15 protein-coding genes are annotated in these 18,853 nt (G+C 60.6%); 7 read left to right on the top strand and 8 right to left on the bottom strand.

Translation table 11 applies throughout. The features are described from left to right. Nucleotides 1–31: 31 nt before the first annotated feature. From ASC85_RS19820 to ASC85_RS19805, 4 genes are all read right to left on the bottom strand, one after another. On the bottom strand, nucleotides 32–1,990 hold the full coding sequence (locus tag ASC85_RS19820) for a hypothetical protein (RefSeq protein ID WP_057451000.1): 1,959 nt from the start codon (nucleotides 1,988–1,990) through the stop codon (nucleotides 32–34). A gap of 291 nt (nucleotides 1,991–2,281) precedes the next feature. Continuing rightward, entirely contained in the window at nucleotides 2,282–3,463 is a 1,182-nt protein-coding gene (locus ASC85_RS19815) for a pyridoxal phosphate-dependent aminotransferase (protein WP_057450999.1), read from the bottom strand. An 83-nt stretch (nucleotides 3,464–3,546) separates the two neighbouring features. Further along, complete coding sequence (locus ASC85_RS19810; RefSeq protein WP_057450998.1) at nucleotides 3,547–4,683, bottom strand: glycerate kinase; 1,137 nt, start codon at nucleotides 4,681–4,683, stop codon at nucleotides 3,547–3,549. Nucleotides 4,684–4,988: 305 nt separating this feature from the next. Then, nucleotides 4,989–6,113, bottom strand: a complete 1,125-nt coding sequence (locus ASC85_RS19805) for a sugar diacid recognition domain-containing protein (protein ID WP_057450997.1) — start codon at nucleotides 6,111–6,113, stop codon at nucleotides 4,989–4,991. A 185-nt stretch (nucleotides 6,114–6,298) separates the two neighbouring features. Between ASC85_RS19805 and ASC85_RS19800 the strand changes: the two genes are divergently transcribed. The 3 genes from ASC85_RS19800 (at nucleotide 6,299) to rarD (ending at nucleotide 9,881) form a co-directional block, all read left to right on the top strand. Beyond that, the gene (locus ASC85_RS19800; protein ID WP_057450996.1) at nucleotides 6,299–7,609 is read left to right on the top strand and encodes an MFS transporter; all 1,311 of its coding nucleotides are present in this window, start codon (nucleotides 6,299–6,301) and stop codon (nucleotides 7,607–7,609) included. A 197-nt stretch (nucleotides 7,610–7,806) separates the two neighbouring features. Further along, entirely contained in the window at nucleotides 7,807–8,856 is a 1,050-nt protein-coding gene (locus tag ASC85_RS19795) for an aldo/keto reductase (RefSeq protein WP_057450995.1), read from the top strand. 140 nt (nucleotides 8,857–8,996) lie between these two features. Next, entirely contained in the window at nucleotides 8,997–9,881 is an 885-nt protein-coding gene (gene rarD / locus ASC85_RS19790; RefSeq protein WP_057450994.1) for an EamA family transporter RarD, read from the top strand. A gap of 116 nt (nucleotides 9,882–9,997) precedes the next feature. Here rarD and hppD read toward each other — a convergent pair whose 3' ends face one another. Beyond that, the gene (gene hppD / locus ASC85_RS19785; protein ID WP_057450993.1) at nucleotides 9,998–11,074 is read right to left on the bottom strand and encodes a 4-hydroxyphenylpyruvate dioxygenase; all 1,077 of its coding nucleotides are present in this window, start codon (nucleotides 11,072–11,074) and stop codon (nucleotides 9,998–10,000) included. Between the two features lie 250 nt (nucleotides 11,075–11,324). Continuing rightward, nucleotides 11,325–12,269: a DMT family transporter gene (locus ASC85_RS19780; RefSeq protein WP_057450992.1), complete on the bottom strand. Its 945-nt coding sequence runs from the start codon at nucleotides 12,267–12,269 to the stop codon at nucleotides 11,325–11,327. Between the two features lie 247 nt (nucleotides 12,270–12,516). On the opposite strand from ASC85_RS19780, the gene ASC85_RS19775 reads away from it, so the two are divergent. The 3 genes from ASC85_RS19775 (at nucleotide 12,517) to ASC85_RS19765 (ending at nucleotide 15,737) form a co-directional block, all read left to right on the top strand. Beyond that, nucleotides 12,517–13,380: a LysR family transcriptional regulator gene (locus ASC85_RS19775; RefSeq protein WP_057450991.1), complete on the top strand. Its 864-nt coding sequence runs from the start codon at nucleotides 12,517–12,519 to the stop codon at nucleotides 13,378–13,380. A gap of 235 nt (nucleotides 13,381–13,615) precedes the next feature. After that, the gene (locus ASC85_RS19770; protein WP_057450990.1) at nucleotides 13,616–15,160 is read left to right on the top strand and encodes an EAL domain-containing protein; all 1,545 of its coding nucleotides are present in this window, start codon (nucleotides 13,616–13,618) and stop codon (nucleotides 15,158–15,160) included. 211 nt (nucleotides 15,161–15,371) lie between these two features. Next, nucleotides 15,372–15,737, top strand: a complete 366-nt coding sequence (locus ASC85_RS19765; RefSeq protein ID WP_003202992.1) for a histone-like nucleoid-structuring protein, MvaT/MvaU family — start codon at nucleotides 15,372–15,374, stop codon at nucleotides 15,735–15,737. A gap of 113 nt (nucleotides 15,738–15,850) precedes the next feature. On the opposite strand, the gene ASC85_RS19760 is transcribed toward ASC85_RS19765, so the two are convergent. Continuing rightward, on the bottom strand, nucleotides 15,851–16,378 hold the full coding sequence (locus tag ASC85_RS19760) for a DUF4946 domain-containing protein (RefSeq protein ID WP_018605975.1): 528 nt from the start codon (nucleotides 16,376–16,378) through the stop codon (nucleotides 15,851–15,853). A 193-nt stretch (nucleotides 16,379–16,571) separates the two neighbouring features. On the opposite strand from ASC85_RS19760, the gene gloA reads away from it, so the two are divergent. Then, nucleotides 16,572–17,093 (top strand): lactoylglutathione lyase, encoded by a 522-nt coding sequence (gene gloA, locus ASC85_RS19755; protein WP_024617783.1) that lies wholly within the window; start codon nucleotides 16,572–16,574, stop codon nucleotides 17,091–17,093. Between the two features lie 194 nt (nucleotides 17,094–17,287). On the opposite strand, the gene ahpF is transcribed toward gloA, so the two are convergent. Beyond that, entirely contained in the window at nucleotides 17,288–18,850 is a 1,563-nt protein-coding gene (gene ahpF / locus ASC85_RS19750; RefSeq protein WP_057450989.1) for an alkyl hydroperoxide reductase subunit F, read from the bottom strand. Nucleotides 18,851–18,853: the final 3 nt, after the last annotated feature.

Here is an 18,853-nt window from a genome sequence, read left to right as displayed (position 1 = left end):
ACGAGCCCGACATCAAACAGCTCGTAGACCTTCAATCCTCATGCCTTGAGGCAGCACACTGTTCCTCCGAAACGGTTTCAACAATCTTCAAATTTTCGGGGGCCGGAGAAGTGCCAAATTGTCCGTCCGTTTTGGTCAGCGTGTAATAAGTACCCCACGATCCACGCGACACCGGTTTTATGTGAGGATCAAAGGGTAAGATCCAGACATCGATAAAACCGTCACGAATATGCTCAGGTCTTATCTCTTCTGGAAACTCACCGTAGGTGGCTTCGATTGGATCGGTAGAATTGAATGCTCGATAACCTTGCCAGAACACCGTGACTTCGTCGCCTGCTGCAAAATGACCGCTGCCGAATTGTATGCGAACCCGAATCCCTTCCCACGGTTTATCTTCGCAACCGATATAACCAAAACCATCCGCATCTTCAAAAACCGGTGCAGGCAAATCATCAATGGTGGCGACCTGAACTCGCACATAAGTATTTTCGGATTGCTGTTCGTTAACCCCGTTACTGGTTGTGTAATACACCGGCAATCTCGCGTTATTAGGCTCCGTATCAATCACGTCCCAGGATACGGCGGAGAACGAAACTTCCGCACCTTCGACATCCCCGGTCTGCACGGTATAACTGGCAACGGCTCCGCTGTATTGCCCCCAGTAGAGTTCGAGCACCTCTCGGGGATTCGGCGCCTGATAAAGTTTCAGCTTCGGAATGACCGGAGAAGTCCGGTCAGCGGGCAACAGCACATTGGGCACGCCCGAACCGCCGACAATATCTATGAGCGGTAAAAGAGAGTTGAGCAACGCCGGCGCATTGGAATGGTCCTGACCCGCAACCGTGAAATCAATGTTGATATCGGCCTCTTCCGAGGGCCGCGAACTACTACGAATGAAGTTATACCCCACCTTGACGACCGAAGGTCCTGGCCCATTGGCGATCAATACGCTCCATGGCACCGGTATGTTCAACGGAAGAACAGCGTTTCGCGGGGGCAGCGCAACACCTCCCCATACCAGTTCGATCTGGTCATTGGGTTGCAATGGAGGGGGAATATTGTCAACGACCGCCTGTACCTGCGCTCGCGCATCGGCCCGGTGCACGAGGTTGTCATCGTCGTGCAGAGGCACGGTGGGTGGCGGGAGTCGACTAGGCCAAGGTACGAGCGAAACGGTCCCGGTGGCTGGCTTCGAATAGGTCAGTGTTTCGTTTCCGGCACGATCCCGAACTTTATAAAAGGCATGGAACGTACCATTTTGGTTCGGCGCACGAATGTCATCACCCTGTAAATCCACACGAATGTCTCCGGCATCAATCTCTGCCTGAAGAACCGTTTTTGTTGTGACAAACGTCTCTGTAGGTGGGTTCGTTGGCGACCAGAACAACTCAAGCACATCACGATCCGCCGCGCCGGTGTAAATGGGCGACGGAAGGCGAAATTCGACCTTGTCACTGTTATTCCAAAGATACTCTTCGGTGATAATGTTCCCAGGCAAATTGCTGGGAAAAAGTAATGCCTCAAGTTGTTTATTGTAGCTGGGCGGTTCGCTGTCCACCGTCACGAATCGATGTTCAGAAGGCGCCCCCGGACTACCACCAGGAATGACAACTTCGTACCAGATTTCGAAGCGACCATCGGGCTGAAGAGCGTTCTTCGGCACTTCAAGAGGATAGGGAAACATATCTTCTGCAATGGGGCCTGGCACGGTAACTTTTTGAACGGGCACGCCAGTCCTATTGTTTGGACGCTCCCAGTACAGTTCGATAATGTCTTCTTCACCCGCAATCGCATAGTTTGGCCATCGCTCAGGCACATCGACAGGCAACGGTTGATTCTGTGACCCTGTGGGAAGTAGCCCTTCTGGGTCACTGTCTTCGATAATCAAGGGAATCGATAATTTCTTCAGCTCGGCCAATATCGGGTCTCTTTTGCGCATCAGAGGCCCTTCTCTTTCATCCAAGTCTTTGTTCTCTTTCGATTCGCTCACTTGCCACTCCAAACTCGCGATGATTGAGATTATCTGCGCTGCGCTGATGATTCGTAGTTCATGCCGGATCTACACAGCAGAACCCAATTGAAATCTATTCGACTCTCTATCCAATCGATTGAATACTGTCAGAGTTGACAGGTGCGGATACCGTTCGTCGCCTTAACAAGCACCGAACGGCAATATTTCAGTTCTGTGAATGAAAGCGCCTTGCACGCAAGCATCGCCCTTTCTGGATCGGGAATTCTTTTTAAATACGCAACGATAGCGTGTGTTGACCGTTGTGGAACTTCAGCCCATTTGTAAGAACTGACCGGCACACAAGGCGATCCGCTGGCACGCATCCGCCAGCTTCACCTGATCGACCACCAGGCCGATGCGAATATGCCCCGCCGCACTCGGCCCGAACGCCTCGCCGGCCAGCACCGACACGCCATACCCGTCCAGCAGCCGCTCGGCAAATGCCTGGGCGTCGAGGCCGGTCTGGCGCACGTCGACCATCACGAACATGCCGCCATCGGGCCGCACGGGCTTGAGGCCTGGGCAGTCGTCGAGCATGGCGCAGACCAAGTCCCGGCGCTGGCGATACTCCTCGTGCATCTGCGCCACTTCCGGCAACTCCTGTTCCAGGGCAACCTGGGCGGCCCGTTGCACGAAATCCGGCAGGCCAAACAACATGCACAAGGACAGGTTGGCCAAATGGTCGGCGAGGGATTCAGGGCCGATGACCCAGCCGATGCGCCAGCCGGTCATGGCGTGGGATTTGGACAGGCTGTTGATCGTCGCGGTGCGCTCGGCCATGCCCGGCAGGCTGGCCGGGCTGATGTGTTCGCCTTCGTACAGCAAGTCGCTGTAGACCTCGTCACTGATCATCCACAGGTCATGTTCGATGCACAACCGGGCCAATGCCTGCCAGGTGGACATCGGCAGGCTGGCGCCCGACGGGTTGTTCGGGCTGTTGAGCAACATCGCCCGGGTACGCGGGCCCACAAGACGGGCAACGTCCGCAGGCTCGACCCGAAAACCGTTCTCCGGGCGGACCGCCACCGGCACCACTTTCGCCCCGCAGGCACCGAACACCGCTTCATAGGTGACATACATCGGCTCGGCGACGATGACTTCGTCGCCAGGGTTGAGCAGGCATTGCGCGACCGCATACACCGCGCACTGCGCCCCCGGCAGCACGACGACCTGCTCAGCCCCCACAGACTGGCCGCAACGTTGGCGATGACGCCGGGCAATGCTGGTGCGCAAGGTGTGCAAGCCGCGGATGTCCGAATAATGGGTCTCACCGGCCCGCAGGCTACCCACGGCGGCGTCGACAATGGCGCGCGGGGTGTCGAAGTCCGGATCACCCACTGACAGCAACAACACATCCATGCCCTGTTCGCGCATGGCCAGCGCCCGATCGTGAATCTGCCAGGCGGCGGCGCCATCGCCGGCAATGCGTTGGGTCAAGACTGAGAAGCGCATGTATCTCTCCTGATTGCGCGATATCCAGCCTCAACCCTATCTCAAATTCGATCCTGTGGGAGCAAAGCTTGCTCCCACAGGTGCTATCGGGCCGCCACCCGCCAAAGCCGTGCAATGTCCCGGGCGCGCTCGCTCAGCAGGCGCGGGGCGTCGGCGCAGGCTTGCCGCAAGGTCATCGGCCCGCTGGCCAGGGCGAAAGCGGCGTCGATGCCGTGTTCATACAGCGCCTGGTAGCCCTCCCCCAGCGTGCCGGCAATGACCACCACCGGTACGCCGTGCTGACGGGCGATGCGGGCCACGCCGAAGGGGGTCTTGCCGCGCAGGGTCTGGGCGTCGAAACGGCCTTCGCCGGTGATCACCAGGTCGGCGCCGTTGACCGCCTCGGCCAGCCCGGTCAACTGGGCGACGACGTCCACGCCGGTACGAAACTGCGCCCCCAGGAACGCCTTGGCCGCGAACCCCAGGCCACCGGCGGCGCCGCTGCCCGGCTCGTCGCGCACATCCTTGTTCAGCGCCCGCGCGCAGTGTTCGGCGAAATGCCCAAGGGCCCGGTCCAGCGCCTGCACTTGAGAAGCCGAGGCGCCCTTCTGCGGACCGAAAACCGCGGATGCGCCATGGGGGCCGCACAGCGGGTTATCGACATCGGCGGCGATCTCGAAGCTGACCCTGGCCAGGCGTGGGTCCAGATCGCTCAGGTCGATGCGCGACAGGTTCGCCAAGGCCAGGCCGCCGGGAGGAATCGGCTGGCCCTGGTCATCCAGCAACACCACGCCCAGGGCCTGCATCGCACCGGCCCCGGCGTCGTTGGTGGCACTGCCGCCGATCGCCAGGATCACCCGGTCGGCGCCTTCATCAAGGGCCGCGCGAATCAGCTCGCCGGTGCCGTAGGTGCTGCTGGAACAGGCATCGCGTTGCCCCGGCGGCACCAATTGCAAGCCACTGGCCTCGGCCATTTCAATGATCGCGGTGCCGCTCTCGGCCAACCAGCCCCAGCGCGCCTCGACAGCGACCCCCAACGGACCACGAACCCGGGTGCGGCGCCACTCACCGTGACAGGCCGCCAACACCGACTCCACCGTCCCCTCCCCGCCGTCGGCCATCGGGCATTTGATCAACTGCGCATCCGGCCAGACCTCGGCCAACCCCTGGGCGATGGCATCGGCGACGCCCTGGGCACTGAGGCTGTCCTTGAACGAGTCGGGGGCGATGACTATTTTCATATTATTCTCCGGTTCCGATGCACAGCATGCTGCCAGCTGACCGCAGCCGTGACGCCGGTCCGCCGCACAAAAGACACCGGGCATTATTGTTCAAACTCACAAATTCCGGTTTTCCAGGGAGATTCAGGTTGAAGCTGCCGGCCTTATCGCGAGCAAGCTCGCTCCCACATGGGCCTGCGTGAACTCAGGATCTGTGTACAACAAAGACCCACCGTGGGAGCGAGCCTGCTCGCGATGAGGCCCTGACATGTGACATTAATTTTTCAGACAGACCGCTATCGCGAGCAAGCATTGCTTCCACTGGGTTATGTGGAGATTTCGGCGGTCGGCGGCAACAGTTGCACCCCCAGGTACAACGCCAGCATCCCGTCCAGGCGCAACGGGTCCACGCCGCTGAGTTCGGCGATTCGCTCCATGCGGTAGCGCAGGCTGTTGCGGTGGATGCCCAGGGCGTCGGCGCAGGCCTGGCTCTGGCCGTCGTGTTCGCACCAACTGCGCAGGGTGGCGAGCAGCTGGCCGTTGCTGTCCTTGGCGATGACCTTGCGCAACGGGGTCAGCAGTTCGTCCAGGGCATCGTCGCTGCGATGGCGCCAGAGCAGCACCGGCAGGCGATAGCGATTGAGGGCCAGCAGGCGCGATTGCGGCAACACATCACGCCCATAGGCCAGCAGATCAGCCACCCGCCGATAGCAACGCCGCAAGCCCGCCAACCCTTCAGCCTGCCCGCCCACTGCGATCCGCAGGATGTTCCAGCCCAGCCCATCGAGCTTGCCCAGCAACCGCTCGTTCTCCACCGAGGCGGTGACCGGCCGGCACCAGAGCAAGGAAGATTTGGACGAGGTCAGGCACCAACTGTCCGGATAGCGCGACATCAACCACGCGCTCAACGTCTCGACGGTCTGCCCAGGCCCATGTTCCAGGCCCAGTTCGAACAGATACGGCACCCGCGACAATTGCGGCTTGAGGCCCATTTGCCGGGCTTCGTCCAACAATCGCGGCGAATCCCCCGCATCGCCCAACAGCAGCGCCAGCAAGTCATCGCAGCGCTGGCGGCGCCATTGCTGCTCGGCCTGCTGGTTACGCTGGCCCACCAGCATCTCGGCGGTCATGCGCACCAGCTCGGCATAGGTGCGCAGTTGCGCAGGCTCACCCGTGATGCCCAGGACGCCGATCAACCGTTGATCGAGCATCAGCGGCAGGTTGATCCCCGGCTGCACGCCCTTGAGGTGCATCGCGGTGTGCTCGTCGATTTCCACCACCCGACCGTTCGCCAGGACCAGTTGCGCGCCCTCGTGACGGGTGTTGACCCGCTCGCGCTCGCCGCTGCCGAGGATCAGGCCCTGGTTGTCCATGACATTGACGTTGTACGGCAGGATCGCCATCGCCCGGTCGACGATGTCCTGCGCCAGGTCGTGATCGAGTTCGAACATGGACGGTGTTCCTTGCAAGCGGCGTGAATTGTTGTTTTCAGGCATGGGTTTGGTCAGGCGCACAGGGTCTGCATTCAAACCCTGTGCTCTGGCACAAAGACACGGGCCCCTGGGCTGGCCGAGACTCAAGGGGCGGTCAACGTTACCCCTTGGCTCGCAAAAATCATAATAATGAGAGACCCGCCATGTCCCAGAGCGCAATAGCCCTCCTGGCTACCCCCGACGAAAAAAATACCGTCTACAAGCGCATCACCCTGCGCTTGATCCCCTTCATCTTCATCTGCTACCTGTTCAACTACCTCGACCGGGTCAACGTTGGCTTCGCCAAGTTGCAGATGCTCGACGCCCTGAAATTCAGCGAGACCGTGTACGGCCTCGGTGCCGGGATCTTCTTCATCGGCTACGTACTGTGCGGCGTGCCGAGCAACCTGGCCCTGACCAAGTTCGGTCCACGGCGCTGGATCGCGCTGATGATGATCACCTGGGGCACCCTGTCGACGTGCCTGCTGTTCGTCACCACCCCCACCGAGTTCTATACCTTGCGGCTGTTCACCGGCGCCGCCGAGGCCGGGTTCTTCCCTGGGGTGGTGCTGTATCTCTCGCAATGGTTTCCGACGTTCCGGCGTGGTCGGATCATGGCCCTGTTCATGTCGGCCATTCCGGTGTCCGGCCTGCTGGGCAGCCCGTTTTCCGGGTGGATCCTCAACCACTTCGCGGCCGGCCAGGGCGGCCTGGCGGGTTGGCAGTGGATGTTTTTGCTGCAAGGCATTCCGACGGTGATCCTCGGGGCGCTGGCGTTCTTCCTGCTCAGCGACACCTTCGCCAACGCCAAATGGCTGACCGACCAGGAGCGCGACGTGCTCACCGCCGACCACGCCGAAGACCTGGCCAACAAGCCAAAGACCGCCACCGACTCGCTGTTGGCGGTGTTCAAGAACCCGGCGATCTGGGCCTTCGGCCTGGTGTACTTCTGCATCCAGAGCGGTGTGTACGCGATCAACTTCTGGCTGCCGTCGATCATCAAGAGCCTGGGCTTCAGCGATAACCTGGTGATCGGTTGGCTGAGTGCGATCCCTTACCTGCTGGCGGCCGTGTTCATGTTGCTGGTGGGCCGCTCGGCGGACCTGCACAAGGAGCGCCGCTGGCATCTCGTGGTGCCGATGCTGATGGGCGCCGTCGGGTTGCTGATCGCCGTCAACTTCGCCACCACCCCGGCCATCGCCATCATCGGCCTGTCCATCGCCACCATGGGCGCCCTCACCGGCCTGCCGATGTTCTGGCCGGTGCCCACGGCCCTGCTCAGCGCGGGCGCGGCGGCCGGTGGGTTGGCGCTGATCAACTCCATGGGGCAGATGGCGGGGTTCCTGAGCCCGTACCTGGTGGGTTGGGTCAAGGACGCCACCGGCTCGACCGACGCAGCGCTGTACCTGCTGGCGGGCGTGATTGTCTGCGGCAGCCTGTTGGCGTTGCGCATGACCCGCACCCTGCGGGCCTGACACCTTTTTTCCCTGTGGGAGCGAGCTTGCTCGCGATGGCGGTGTATCAGTCGATATAAATGTTGGCTGACCTGACGCTATCGCGAGCAAGCTCACTCCCACAGGTGATTTTTGGGGGGGGTTGAGAATTCTGTTTGATCCGTGCGGTGGTTCTGGGGTTTGATTGAATCTTTCCCCATGGATAAAAGGATCTTGTCATGAGCTACCGCATGCTAGGCCGTTCCGGGTTGCAAGTCTCGACGCTGACCCTGGGCACCATGATGTTCGGCGAACAGACCAGCACCGAGGATTCGCTGCGGATCATCGACAAGGCCTGGGACCAGGGCATCAATTTCATCGACACCGCGGACGTCTACACCAACGGCCGTTCCGAGGAAATCGTCGGCGAGGCAATCGCCCGTCACCGCCAGGAATGGGTGCTGGCCACCAAGGTCGGCTTTGGCCCGCCGGACGGCATGCCCAACCGCAGCGGCCTGAGCCGCAAGCACATCTTCAATGGCATCGAGGCGAGCCTGACGCGCCTGGGCACCGATTACCTGGACATCTATTACCTGCACCGCGAAGACCACAACACGCCGTTGCACGTCACCGTGTCAGCCATCGGCGACTTGATTCGCCAAGGCAAGATCCGCTACTGGGGCCTGTCGAACTACCGCGGCTGGCGCATCGCCGAGGTGATCCGCATCGCCGACAGCCTGGGCATCGACCGACCGGTGATCAGCCAACCGCTGTACAACATCGTCAATCGCCAGGCGGAAACCGAGCAGATCACCGCGGCGCAGAACTACGGCCTCGGCGTGGTGCCGTTCAGCCCCCTGGCCCGAGGCGTGCTCAGCGGCAAGTACGCGCCAGACGTGGCGCCGGACGCCAACAGCCGTGCCGGACGCCAGGACAAACGCATCCTGGAAACCGAATGGCGGGTCGAGTCCCTGCGCATTGCCCAGCAGATCCTGCAATACACCCAGGGCCGCGGCGTGGGCATCGTCGAGTTCGCCATCGCCTGGGTGCTGAACAACAACGCCGTGACCTCGGCCATCGTCGGGCCACGCACCGAAGAGCAGTGGGATTCGTACACCAAGGCGCAATCGGTGAAGATCAGCGCAGAAGATGAAGCGTTCATCGATTCGCTGGTGACGCCGGGACATGCTTCGACACCGGGGTTCAACGATGTGAGCCATTTCGTGCCAGGACGGGTGCCTGTGGGAGCCGGGCTTGTGGGAGCAAGGCTTGCCCGCGATGAACGATAACGCGGTTCACCTGTTGAACCGCGGCGTGGCTATCGCGGGCAAGCCTTGCTCCCACAGGCCTTGCTCCCACAAACTTGCTCCCCTGGATAAACTTGCCCGCCAACAGTTTGGGTTGATTGATCCCCCTCAAGAGAATCACCGTGTCCAAAGGCATCGTTCTATCGGTCTCGGCCTCCGCGCTGTTCGCCGTCATGTACTACTACACCTCGCTGCTCTCACCGCTGACCGGCGTGGAAATCTTCGGCTGGCGCATGCTGCTGACGATGCCGTGCATGACCGCATTCCTGCTGGTGACGCGGGATTGGCATCTGGTCACGGCGCTGATCCAACGCCTGATCGAAACGCCACGGCTATTGATCGCGGCGATCGCCTCGTCGGCATTGATGGGCGCGCAACTGTGGCTGTTCATGTGGGCACCGCTCAATGGCTACAGCCTGGACGTGTCGCTGGGGTACTTCCTGTTGCCGCTGTCGATGGTCCTGACCGGACGCATCGTCTATGGCGAACGCCTTTCCTACCTGCAGAAAGTCGCCGTGTTCTTCGCCACCCTTGGCGTGTTCAACGAGTTGTACCAGGTGGGTGGTTTTTCCTGGGCAACCTTGCTGGTGGTGATCGGCTACCCGATCTATTTCATCCTGCGCAAACGCATCAAGACCGACAACCTGGGTGGGCTCTGGCTGGACATGACCCTGATGCTCCCCATTGCACTGTGGTTCGTGCAAAGCGGCGAACAGGGCCTCGACGTTTTCGATCAATACCCGTGGCTGTCGCTGCTGATCCCGGTGCTCGGCGTCATCAGCGCCAGCGCGCTGGTGTCCTACATCGTCGCCAGTCGGTTGCTGCCGTTCAGCCTGTTCGGGTTGTTGAGTTATGTCGAGCCGGTGTTGCTGCTGGGCGTTGCGCTGCTGTTGGGCGAAAGCATCAAGGCCGGTGAATGGCTGACCTACATCCCCATCTGGATGGCGGTGGCGGTGCTGGTGTTCGAAGGGTTCAAGCATTTGGTGCGGCAGCAGCGCCGGACTTGAGCACAGCGCCGTCCCCTTGTGGGAGCGAGCTTGCTCGCTCCCACAAGGGGTTGTGTATTGGCAATAAAAAGCCCGCCCGACATCACTGCCGGGCGGGCTTTTTATTGGCTCAGGCGTTACTCGGTCGCCAGCACACCACGACGCACCTGGTCGCGCTCGATGGATTCGAACAGCGCCTTGAAGTTGCCTTCGCCGAAACCATCGTCGCCCTTGCGCTGGATGAATTCGAAGAACACCGGCCCCATCAGGGTTTCCGAGAAGATCTGCAGCAGCAGGCGCTTGTCGCCCTGCTCGGAAGCACCGTCCAGCAAAATGCCCCGCGATTGCAGTTCATCTACCGGTTCGCCGTGGTTCGGCAGGCGGCCTTCGAGCATTTCGTAATAGGTGTCCGGCGGCGCGGTCATGAAGCGCATGCCAATGCTTTTCAGGTGATCCCAGGTCTTGACCAGGTCCTCGGTGAGGAAGGCCACGTGCTGGATGCCTTCGCCGTTGAACTGCATCAGGAACTCTTCGATCTGCCCGGCGCCCTTGGACGACTCTTCGTTCAACGGGATACGGATCATGCCATCCGGGGCGGTCATGGCCTTGGAGGTCAGGCCGGTGTATTCGCCCTTGATGTCGAAGTAACGGATCTCGCGGAAGTTGAACAGCTTCTCGTAGAAGCCGGCCCAGTAGGCCATGCGCCCGCGATAGACGTTGTGGGTCAGGTGGTCGATGATTTTCAGGCCCGCGCCCACCGGGTTGCGGTCAACGCCCTCGAGGAACACGAAGTCGATGTCATAGATCGAGCTGCCTTCGCCAAAACGGTCGATCAGGTACAGCGGCGCACCGCCGATGCCTTTGATCGCCGGCAGGTTCAGCTCCATCGGGCCGGTCTCGATGTGGATCGGCTGGGCGCCGAGCTCCAGGGCACGTTTGTAGGCCTTTTGCGAATCCTTGACCCGGAACGCCATGCCGCACACCGACGGACCGTGCTCGGCGGCAAAGTACGAGGCCACGCTATGGGGTTCGTTGTTGAGGATCAGGTTGATCGCGCCCTGGCGATACAGGTGCACGTCCTTGGAGCGGTGGGTGGCCACTTTGGTGAAGCCCATGATCTCGAAGATCGGCTCCAGGGTGTTGGGAGTCGGGGATGCGAATTCGATGAATTCAAAGCCCATCAGGCCCATGGGGTTTTCGTATAGATCTGCCATGTTGGCGCCTCATCAGTCGGGTCAATTAACAAAAAACGTTAGTTGCTGGCGATGCTGAGGACACGGGGCGGCGCGCAGGAAATGCCACGAACGCTGCGGGCGAGGAAATCGCCATAGATCAGTTGAAACCCAAGTATCTTCATTGTCGACCCAAGGCTCTTGCGGGCGAGGCTTCTGCTGCCAGAAGACGTTATTCTTATATGCGTAACTCGATTCTACACAGCGTAACCTGGTTTGTCCGCCTTCTGTATCAAATCGCCTTTTCCTTCGACCGCGCAAGGGGTTTGTTGCACAGGAAAATGCCCGCCAGGATCACGCCCCCGCCGACACACATCAAGGCCGTGAGCCGTTCGTCCAGCAGCAGCGCCCCCAGCAGTACCGCCGTCAGCGGGTTGAGCGCGATGAATACGCCGGAGCGGGTCGCGCCAATCCGACGAATGCCGTCGTACCAGGCGATATAGGCCAGGGCCGAGCCCAGCACGCCGAGGTACAACAGGCTCAGCCATTGCTCAACGTCCAGCGCGCGCAGGGCTTCGACACGAATCTCGCCCGCCGCCGCGCAGGCCAGCCACAACATCAGCGTGCCCAGCAGAATCGACCAGGTCACGGTCTGCAAGGGGCCGAGGCTGTCATTGAGTTTTTTCGAAAACAGCGAATAGATGCCCCAGCCCAGCACGCAGCCAAAAATCAGCAGGTCGCCGATCCAGCCCTGCGCGGCGCCTTGCAACAAGGACGGATCACGACTGACGATCACCAGCCCCGCCCCACCGATGCAGAGCACGATGCCCGCCACTTTCAAGCGGCCCAGCCGCTCCTTGAACAACCACCAGGACGCCAGCCCGATCACCGCCGGGTTCAAGGCCACGATCAGCGAGGCCCGCGACGCATTGATGTACTGCAAGCCATAGAAGAAGCACAGGTTGTAGAAAAAGATGCCGAAGAACCCCAGCGCGGCCAATTGCAGCCCCTGCTTCACACTGGGCCTGGCCAGCGGGATCCCGGCCAGGGCGAGAAACGCCAGCAGCGCGATACTCGCCAACAGGAAACGCAGGCTGGCTGCAAACATCGGCGCCAAGGCATCGGCAAGGATCCGGCCGGCCACGAAGGTCCCGCCCCAGATCATGGTGACCATGGCGAGCTTCAAGTAGACCGGCAGGTCCGACGAGGCTGGGAGGGTTTGTTCGAGGGTTTTCATGGTTCGCCACCGCACGCTAATGAGAACAACACCAAACCTGTGGCGAGGGTGATTAATTGTGGGAGCAAAGCTTGCTCGCGATGAAGGCGACGAGATTCAGCAGGCAAACCGAGTCATCGTTCATCGCGAGCAAGCTTTGCTCCCACAGGGTGGAACCTTGCCAAAAGGTGTTGTGCTGCTTCCTGATTCAAGTCAGATACCTCATTATCTGGCTCATGCCTTGTCATCGTAAAATGAGTAATCCCTCATGACCCTCACCCAACTCGAAATCTTCTCCCTGGTCGCCGAGCTGCGGGGGTTCACGGCGGCGGCAACGCGCCTGGGCATCGGCCAGTCAGCGGTATCCCACGCCATCAAATCCCTGGAACAAGAATTGGGCGTTGAATTGCTCCGGCGTCATCAGTCCCAGGTGGAACTCAGCGACATTGGTCAGCAATTGCTGCTGCGGGCCCGGGCCATGCTCGGGCTGGCCAACACCCTGCGCCAGGAAGCCGCCGATGCCCGGGGCATGCGCCGAGGCACCTTGCGCATTGGCTCGTTCGGGCCCACGTCATCGATGAAACTGTTGCCCGGTATCCTGCGGCGCTATCGAGACTTGCACCCGGGCATCGAAGTGCACATCGACGAAGGGCCCGACAGGCAGGTCCTCCAATGGCTGGACGAACGGCGGATCGACGTCGGCTTCGTGGTCCTGCCCGAGGAGCGTTTCGATACGTTCATGCTGATGGAGGATCAGATGGTCGCCCTGCTGCCCGCCAACCATCCCCTCGCCGCCCAGGCCAGCCTGAACCTCAAGGACCTGTGCAACGACCCCTTCGTGCACACTGAGGCCGGATCGTCGGAACTGGTTTCGCGCCTGTTCAATGCCGCCCGGCTGACCCCGAATGTGCGTTTCCGTTGTTCGCAACTGCTCAGCACCCTGGATATCGTCAGGCGCGGTGAGGCGGTGAGCGTGGTGTCCGAAGGTTCGTTGCCGGAGGGCGAAAGCCTGGGCTTCGTCGTGCGCCCCTTGTCGCCGCGGGTGCCGCGCCAGATTGGCCTGGCCGTCCTGGACAGCCGCCAGGCCTCGCCCGCCACCCTGGCGTTTATCGAGCTGGCCCGGCAGTCATGAGCCCTGCATCAAACCTGGGGGAGCCTGGCATTGAACCTGTGGGAGCAAAGCTTGCTCGCGATGAAGGCACCTCGGTTCTCCAGGTGGACCGCATGATCGTTCATCGCGGGCAAGCCTTGCTCCCACAGACCTCGCTCCCACAGTCACCCTGCGGTCAGCAAGCACCCGGCAAGCCATCTATCATGGTCGGCATCCGACGATTCCCCCTCACCCCCTTTCTTCTCAGGTTGTGCCGATGCCCTTGACCGCCACCCGCACGCACACCCGGCCCCGTCGCTATCTCGTCACCCTGCTTTGCGGTCTGGTACCGATGCTGTCAGGGCTGGCCATTTTGTGCATGCAGGCCGAACGGACGCTGGAGCAACAGACCCGGCAGACCGCCGAGGAACTGGTCAGGCAGATCGAGCTGATGCTCGACAACACGGCCTTGGCGGCCCATGAACTATTACCCCTGGCCGGCCAGCCCTGCGAAGCGGTGAAGCTGGCATTACGCGAACAAGTGACGCGCCGGCCCTTTGTCCGTTCGACCAACCTTATCTGGGACAACAACCTGTATTGCAGCTCGCTGTTCGGTGCCTTCGAGGAACGCCTCAACCCGAGCGACTACCATCAAGGCACCTTGTGGCTCATGGACGGCAACCCGGTCACGCCGGACACCGCGCTGCTGATTTACCGGCTCAACGCGGGCCATCAAGGCGCTTTGGCCACGCTTGACGGGTACCACCTGACGAACGTCTTGCGCTTGATCGGCCGCCAGGCCCGGCTACGGCTGCAAGTCGGGGCGAACTGGCTGGCGGCGGACGGCAAGGTCCGACCAGCGCCCATGCCCGGGCTGCCGGTCGCCCAAAGCGAGCTGGGGTCATCGCGTTACGCCTTCAACGTAGAAGCCGGCTTCGACGAGGGTGAAACCTGGCGCTACATGGCCAGGGAATATCCGCCGCTGTTCAGCTTGCTGATCTTCTTCGGCGTCGTGGCCGGGACCCTCGGGCACTGGCTGCAAAAACGCGCCTCCTCGCCCAGCCGTGAACTGCAACGGGCCCTGGAAGCCGGCGAGTTCGTGCCCTATCTGCAACCGGTCGTACACAGCGACAGCAAACGCTGGGCCGGCGTCGAAGTGCTGATGCGCTGGAACCATCCCAAGGAAGGCCTCGTCCGCCCGGACCTGTTCATCCCATTCGCCGAACACAGCGGCCTGATCGTACCGATGACCCGGGCGCTGATGCAGCAGACCATGCACCTGCTGGCACCGCTGGCGCCTCAACTCGAAGCGCCGTTTCATGTCGGCATCAACATCACCGCCCGCCACTGCCAGGACCTGGCACTGGTGGACGATTGTCGCGATTTTCTCGGTGCCTTCGCGCCGGGTACGATTGCCCTGGTGCTGGAGTTGACCGAGCGCGAGCTGATCGAACCTACGCCCATTACCCGGCAACTGTTCGACCAACTGCGGGAGCTGGGCGTCAAGATCGCCCTCGACGATTTCGGCACGGGTCATTCCAGCCTGGCGTACTTGCGCCAGTTCAATGTGGATTTCTTGAAAATCGACCAGAGTTTTGTCGCGATGATCGGTGCCGATACGCTGTCACGGCACCTGCTCGACAGCATCATCGAACTGTCGGGCAAGCTGGGCCTGGACATGGTGGCCGAGGGCGTCGAAACCGTCGAGCAAAGCGACTACCTGAGCGCCCATGGGGTGAACTTTCTACAGGGTTATCTATTTGGTCGACCGATTAGCGGGCCGACGTTCATTGAGACCTTGACCGGCCTTAATGGCAGTTAACCGCCGCCGATCTATTGACGATGATGCCCAACTGACAAAAACTTTTGCTGTTGTTACATAACGAAAAAGTTACGATTTACACTTTCCGGATTAACTACTACAATTTTTCTACCTGTGCCAGATAGCAGGAGAGTCATTAACACCAAGGCGCTTGGCTTATAGCTTTGTTTGCGGTTGGTATCAGCCAAATATTTTGATTGGAGTAACGATTTTGTCCAGACTCGCTGAATTTCGTGCAGCCGAAAAGGCCCTTCAAGAACAGCTCAAGCAGTTGGAATCGCTGAAGAACGATGCCGGGCTCAAGAAGGAAATCGAATTCGAAGAAAAGCTCCAGGGACTGATGAAAACCTACGGCAAGAGCCTGCGCGATATCGTCGCGATCCTCGACCCGAACCCGTCCAAGGCGAGCCTGCAATCGACCAAACCCATCAAGACCCGCCGTGCGCGAGTGGTAAAGGTTTACCAGAACCCGCACACCGGCGAGTTGATCGAGACCAAGGGCGGTAATCACCGCGGTCTGAAAGCCTGGAAAGAACAGTACGGTGCAGCTACCGTCGACTCCTGGTTGCGTGGTTGACACGTGCGCGGTTGACAGCGTCCATGATGCAAAAAAAAGCCCTGAATACACTCAGGGCTTTTTTATGAGCTAAACTTCTTGGATTAAACCCCGAGCGTATTACGCTGACGGCGTTATAGTTTCAAACTGTTTCGCACCGACTGTATTTCATCCTGGCTTTCAACAAACACCTGCGCCTGCCCTGCATAGGACAGCACATAAGCCTTGCCCTCATTTAGTGCCGCGACGAGTGCCTGAGACAATACATGGCGTCCGTTCTGCGTGATCGTGCAAGTGGTTTCCAATGCAGTTACGCCGCCCAACATGGAAGCATGGATCTTATTGCACACACTTTGGTAACCGCCCTGGAAGAAATCCTTCTGGATCGATTTGCGCATTTCCAGCAACACGCCTTGCAAGTTGACCTGGTGATCGGGCTCGACGGTAGTCGTGGTCAATTCCATGACCATCACGGCATTGCCGGCCGAATCGCTCTTGGTTGCACGTTGCCGCAAGGGGCCCGGCGCCGCGGCGTCGGCGGGCAGTGGCTCGACAACCCAGCCTTGGGGCCAGGCGATCTGCGGTTCGTCCGCCTGGACGCCGCCGACACTCGCAATGCAGGCAAACAGCAGGACAAACAGCGAAAGGAACGGTCGAATCATTGCGTTGGCACTCAAGGGCGAATCGTAAAGTCTGAAGCCCGAGGCAGAAGCAGGCAATAGCCACACGCGGTTTGGCGACACCGCGTCCCTTGCGTATCATGCTCGCACCTGCAAGGAAGCCGCTGACGCAAGCCCAGGAACCGTCGCAACCAAGCTTGCGACGCCGTTTGCCCCACTTATATCCGGAGGGCCCATGAGCCTGCACGAACTCAATACTTTCCCTGGCGTCACCGCCCAACCTGACGCCGCCACGGCCAAGTTCGTCTTCAACCACACCATGCTGCGAGTCAAGGACATCACCCGGTCCCTGGATTTCTACACCCGCGTGCTGGGTTTCTCGCTGGTGGAAAAACGCGACTTCCCGGAAGCCGAATTCAGCCTGTATTTCCTGGCACTGGTGGACAAGAACCAGATCCCGGCGGACGCGGCGGCGCGGACCGAATGGATGAAGTCGATCCCTGGCATCCTGGAACTGACCCACAACCATGGCACCGAAAGCGACCCGGCCTTCGCCTACCATAACGGCAACACCGACCCACGCGGCTTCGGCCACATCTGCATCTCGGTACCGGACGTCGTCGCCGCCTGCGAGCGCTTCGAAGCACTGGGCTGCGATTTCCAGAAACGCCTGAACGACGGCCGCATGAAAAGCCTGGCCTTCATCAAGGACCCGGATGGCTACTGGGTTGAAATCATCCAGCCTGCGCCGCTGTAAGCCTCACCACCATCCCCCCTGTGGGAGCGAGCTTGCTCGCGATGACGGCGGCACATTCAGCATTGATGCAGGCTGATCCACCACTATCGCGAGCAGGCTCGCTCCCACATTGGTTAGTGGTGAGTGCGTGAAATAGCCAATAAAAAACCCCATGAGCCAGGCCCATGGGGTTTTGTTTTTTCCGGTTCGGGTGTTCAGGCCGGCGCAGAGGTGCGGATCAGGTGGTCGAAGGCACTCAGCGAAGCCTTGGCGCCCTCACCTACGGCAATCACGATCTGCTTGTACGGCACGGTGGTCACATCACCGGCGGCGAACACACCAGGGATCGAGGTTTCACCCCGGGCATCGACGATAATCTCGCCCCGCGGCGACAGCTCGACGGTGCCTTTGAGCCAATCGGTGTTGGGCAACAGGCCGATCTGCACGAAGATCCCCTCCAACTCCACATCCCGCACGTCACCGCTCGGACGGTCCTTGTAGCGCAAGCCGTTGACCTTCTGACCGTCTCCAGTCACTTCGGTGGTCTGGGCGTTGGTAATCACCGTCACGTTCGGCAGGCTGTGCAGTTTGCGCTGCAATACCGCGTCGGCACGCAATTGCACATCGAACTCCAGCAGCGTGACGTGGGCGACGATACCGGCCAGGTCGATGGCCGCCTCGACGCCGGAGTTACCACCGCCGATCACCGCCACGCGCTTGCCTTTGAACAACGGACCGTCACAGTGCGGGCAGTACGCCACGCCCTTGTTGCGATACTGCTGCTCGCCCGGCACGTTCATTTCACGCCAGCGGGCACCGGTCGCCAGGATCACGGTCTTGGCCTTGAGGCTGGCACCGCTGGCGAACTTGATTTCATGCAGCCCGCCGTCCTTGCCAGGCACCAAGGCGTCGGCACGTTGCAGGTTCATGATGTCCACGTCGTACTGCTTGACGTGTTCTTCCAGGGCGACGGCCAGTTTCGGCCCTTCGGTTTCCTGGACCGAGATGAAGTTCTCGATGGCCATGGTGTCGAGCACCTGGCCGCCGAAACGTTCAGCCGCCACGCCAGTGCGGATGCCTTTACGGGCCGCGTAGATCGCCGCCGAAGCGCCAGCCGGGCCACCGCCGACCACCAGCACATCAAAGGCGTCCTTGGCGCTGATTTTCTCGGCCTGGCGTTCGATACCGCTGGTGTCGATCTTGGCGAGAATCTCTTCCAGGCCCATGCGGCCCTGGCCGAAGTTCACACCGTTGAGGTACACACTCGGCACAGCCATGATCTGGCGTTCATCGACTTCGGCCTGGAACAGCGCGCCGTCGATGGCAACGTGGCGAATGTTCGGGTTCAGCACCGCCATCAGGTTCAGCGCCTGGACCACGTCCGGGCAGTTCTGGCACGACAGCGAAAAATAGGTCTCGAAGTTGAACTCGCCCTTGAGGGCGCGGACCTGTTCGATGACGTCGACACTGGCCTTCGAAGGGTGACCGCCAACTTGCAGCAAGGCCAACACCAGCGAAGTGAATTCATGGCCCATGGGGATACCGGCAAAACGCAGGCTGATATCGGCTCCCGGGCGATTCAACGAAAACGAAGGCTTGCGCGCATCGCTGCCGTTGTCGAGCAAGGTAATCTGGTGGGAAAGACTGGCAACGTCTTGGAGCAACGCGAGCATTTCCTGGGATTTCGCACCGTCGTCGAGGGAGGCGACGATCTCGATCGGCTGGGTGACCCGTTCCAGGTATGACTTCAACTGAGTTTTAAGATTGGCGTCCAACATACG

Source organism: Pseudomonas sp. Root401 (assembly GCF_001425105.1).
Taxonomy (GTDB): Bacteria; Pseudomonadota; Gammaproteobacteria; order Pseudomonadales; family Pseudomonadaceae; genus Aquipseudomonas; species Aquipseudomonas brassicacearum.
The sequence above is the reverse complement of the archived record's forward strand: the minus strand, read 5'-3'. Positions and strand labels throughout refer to the sequence as shown.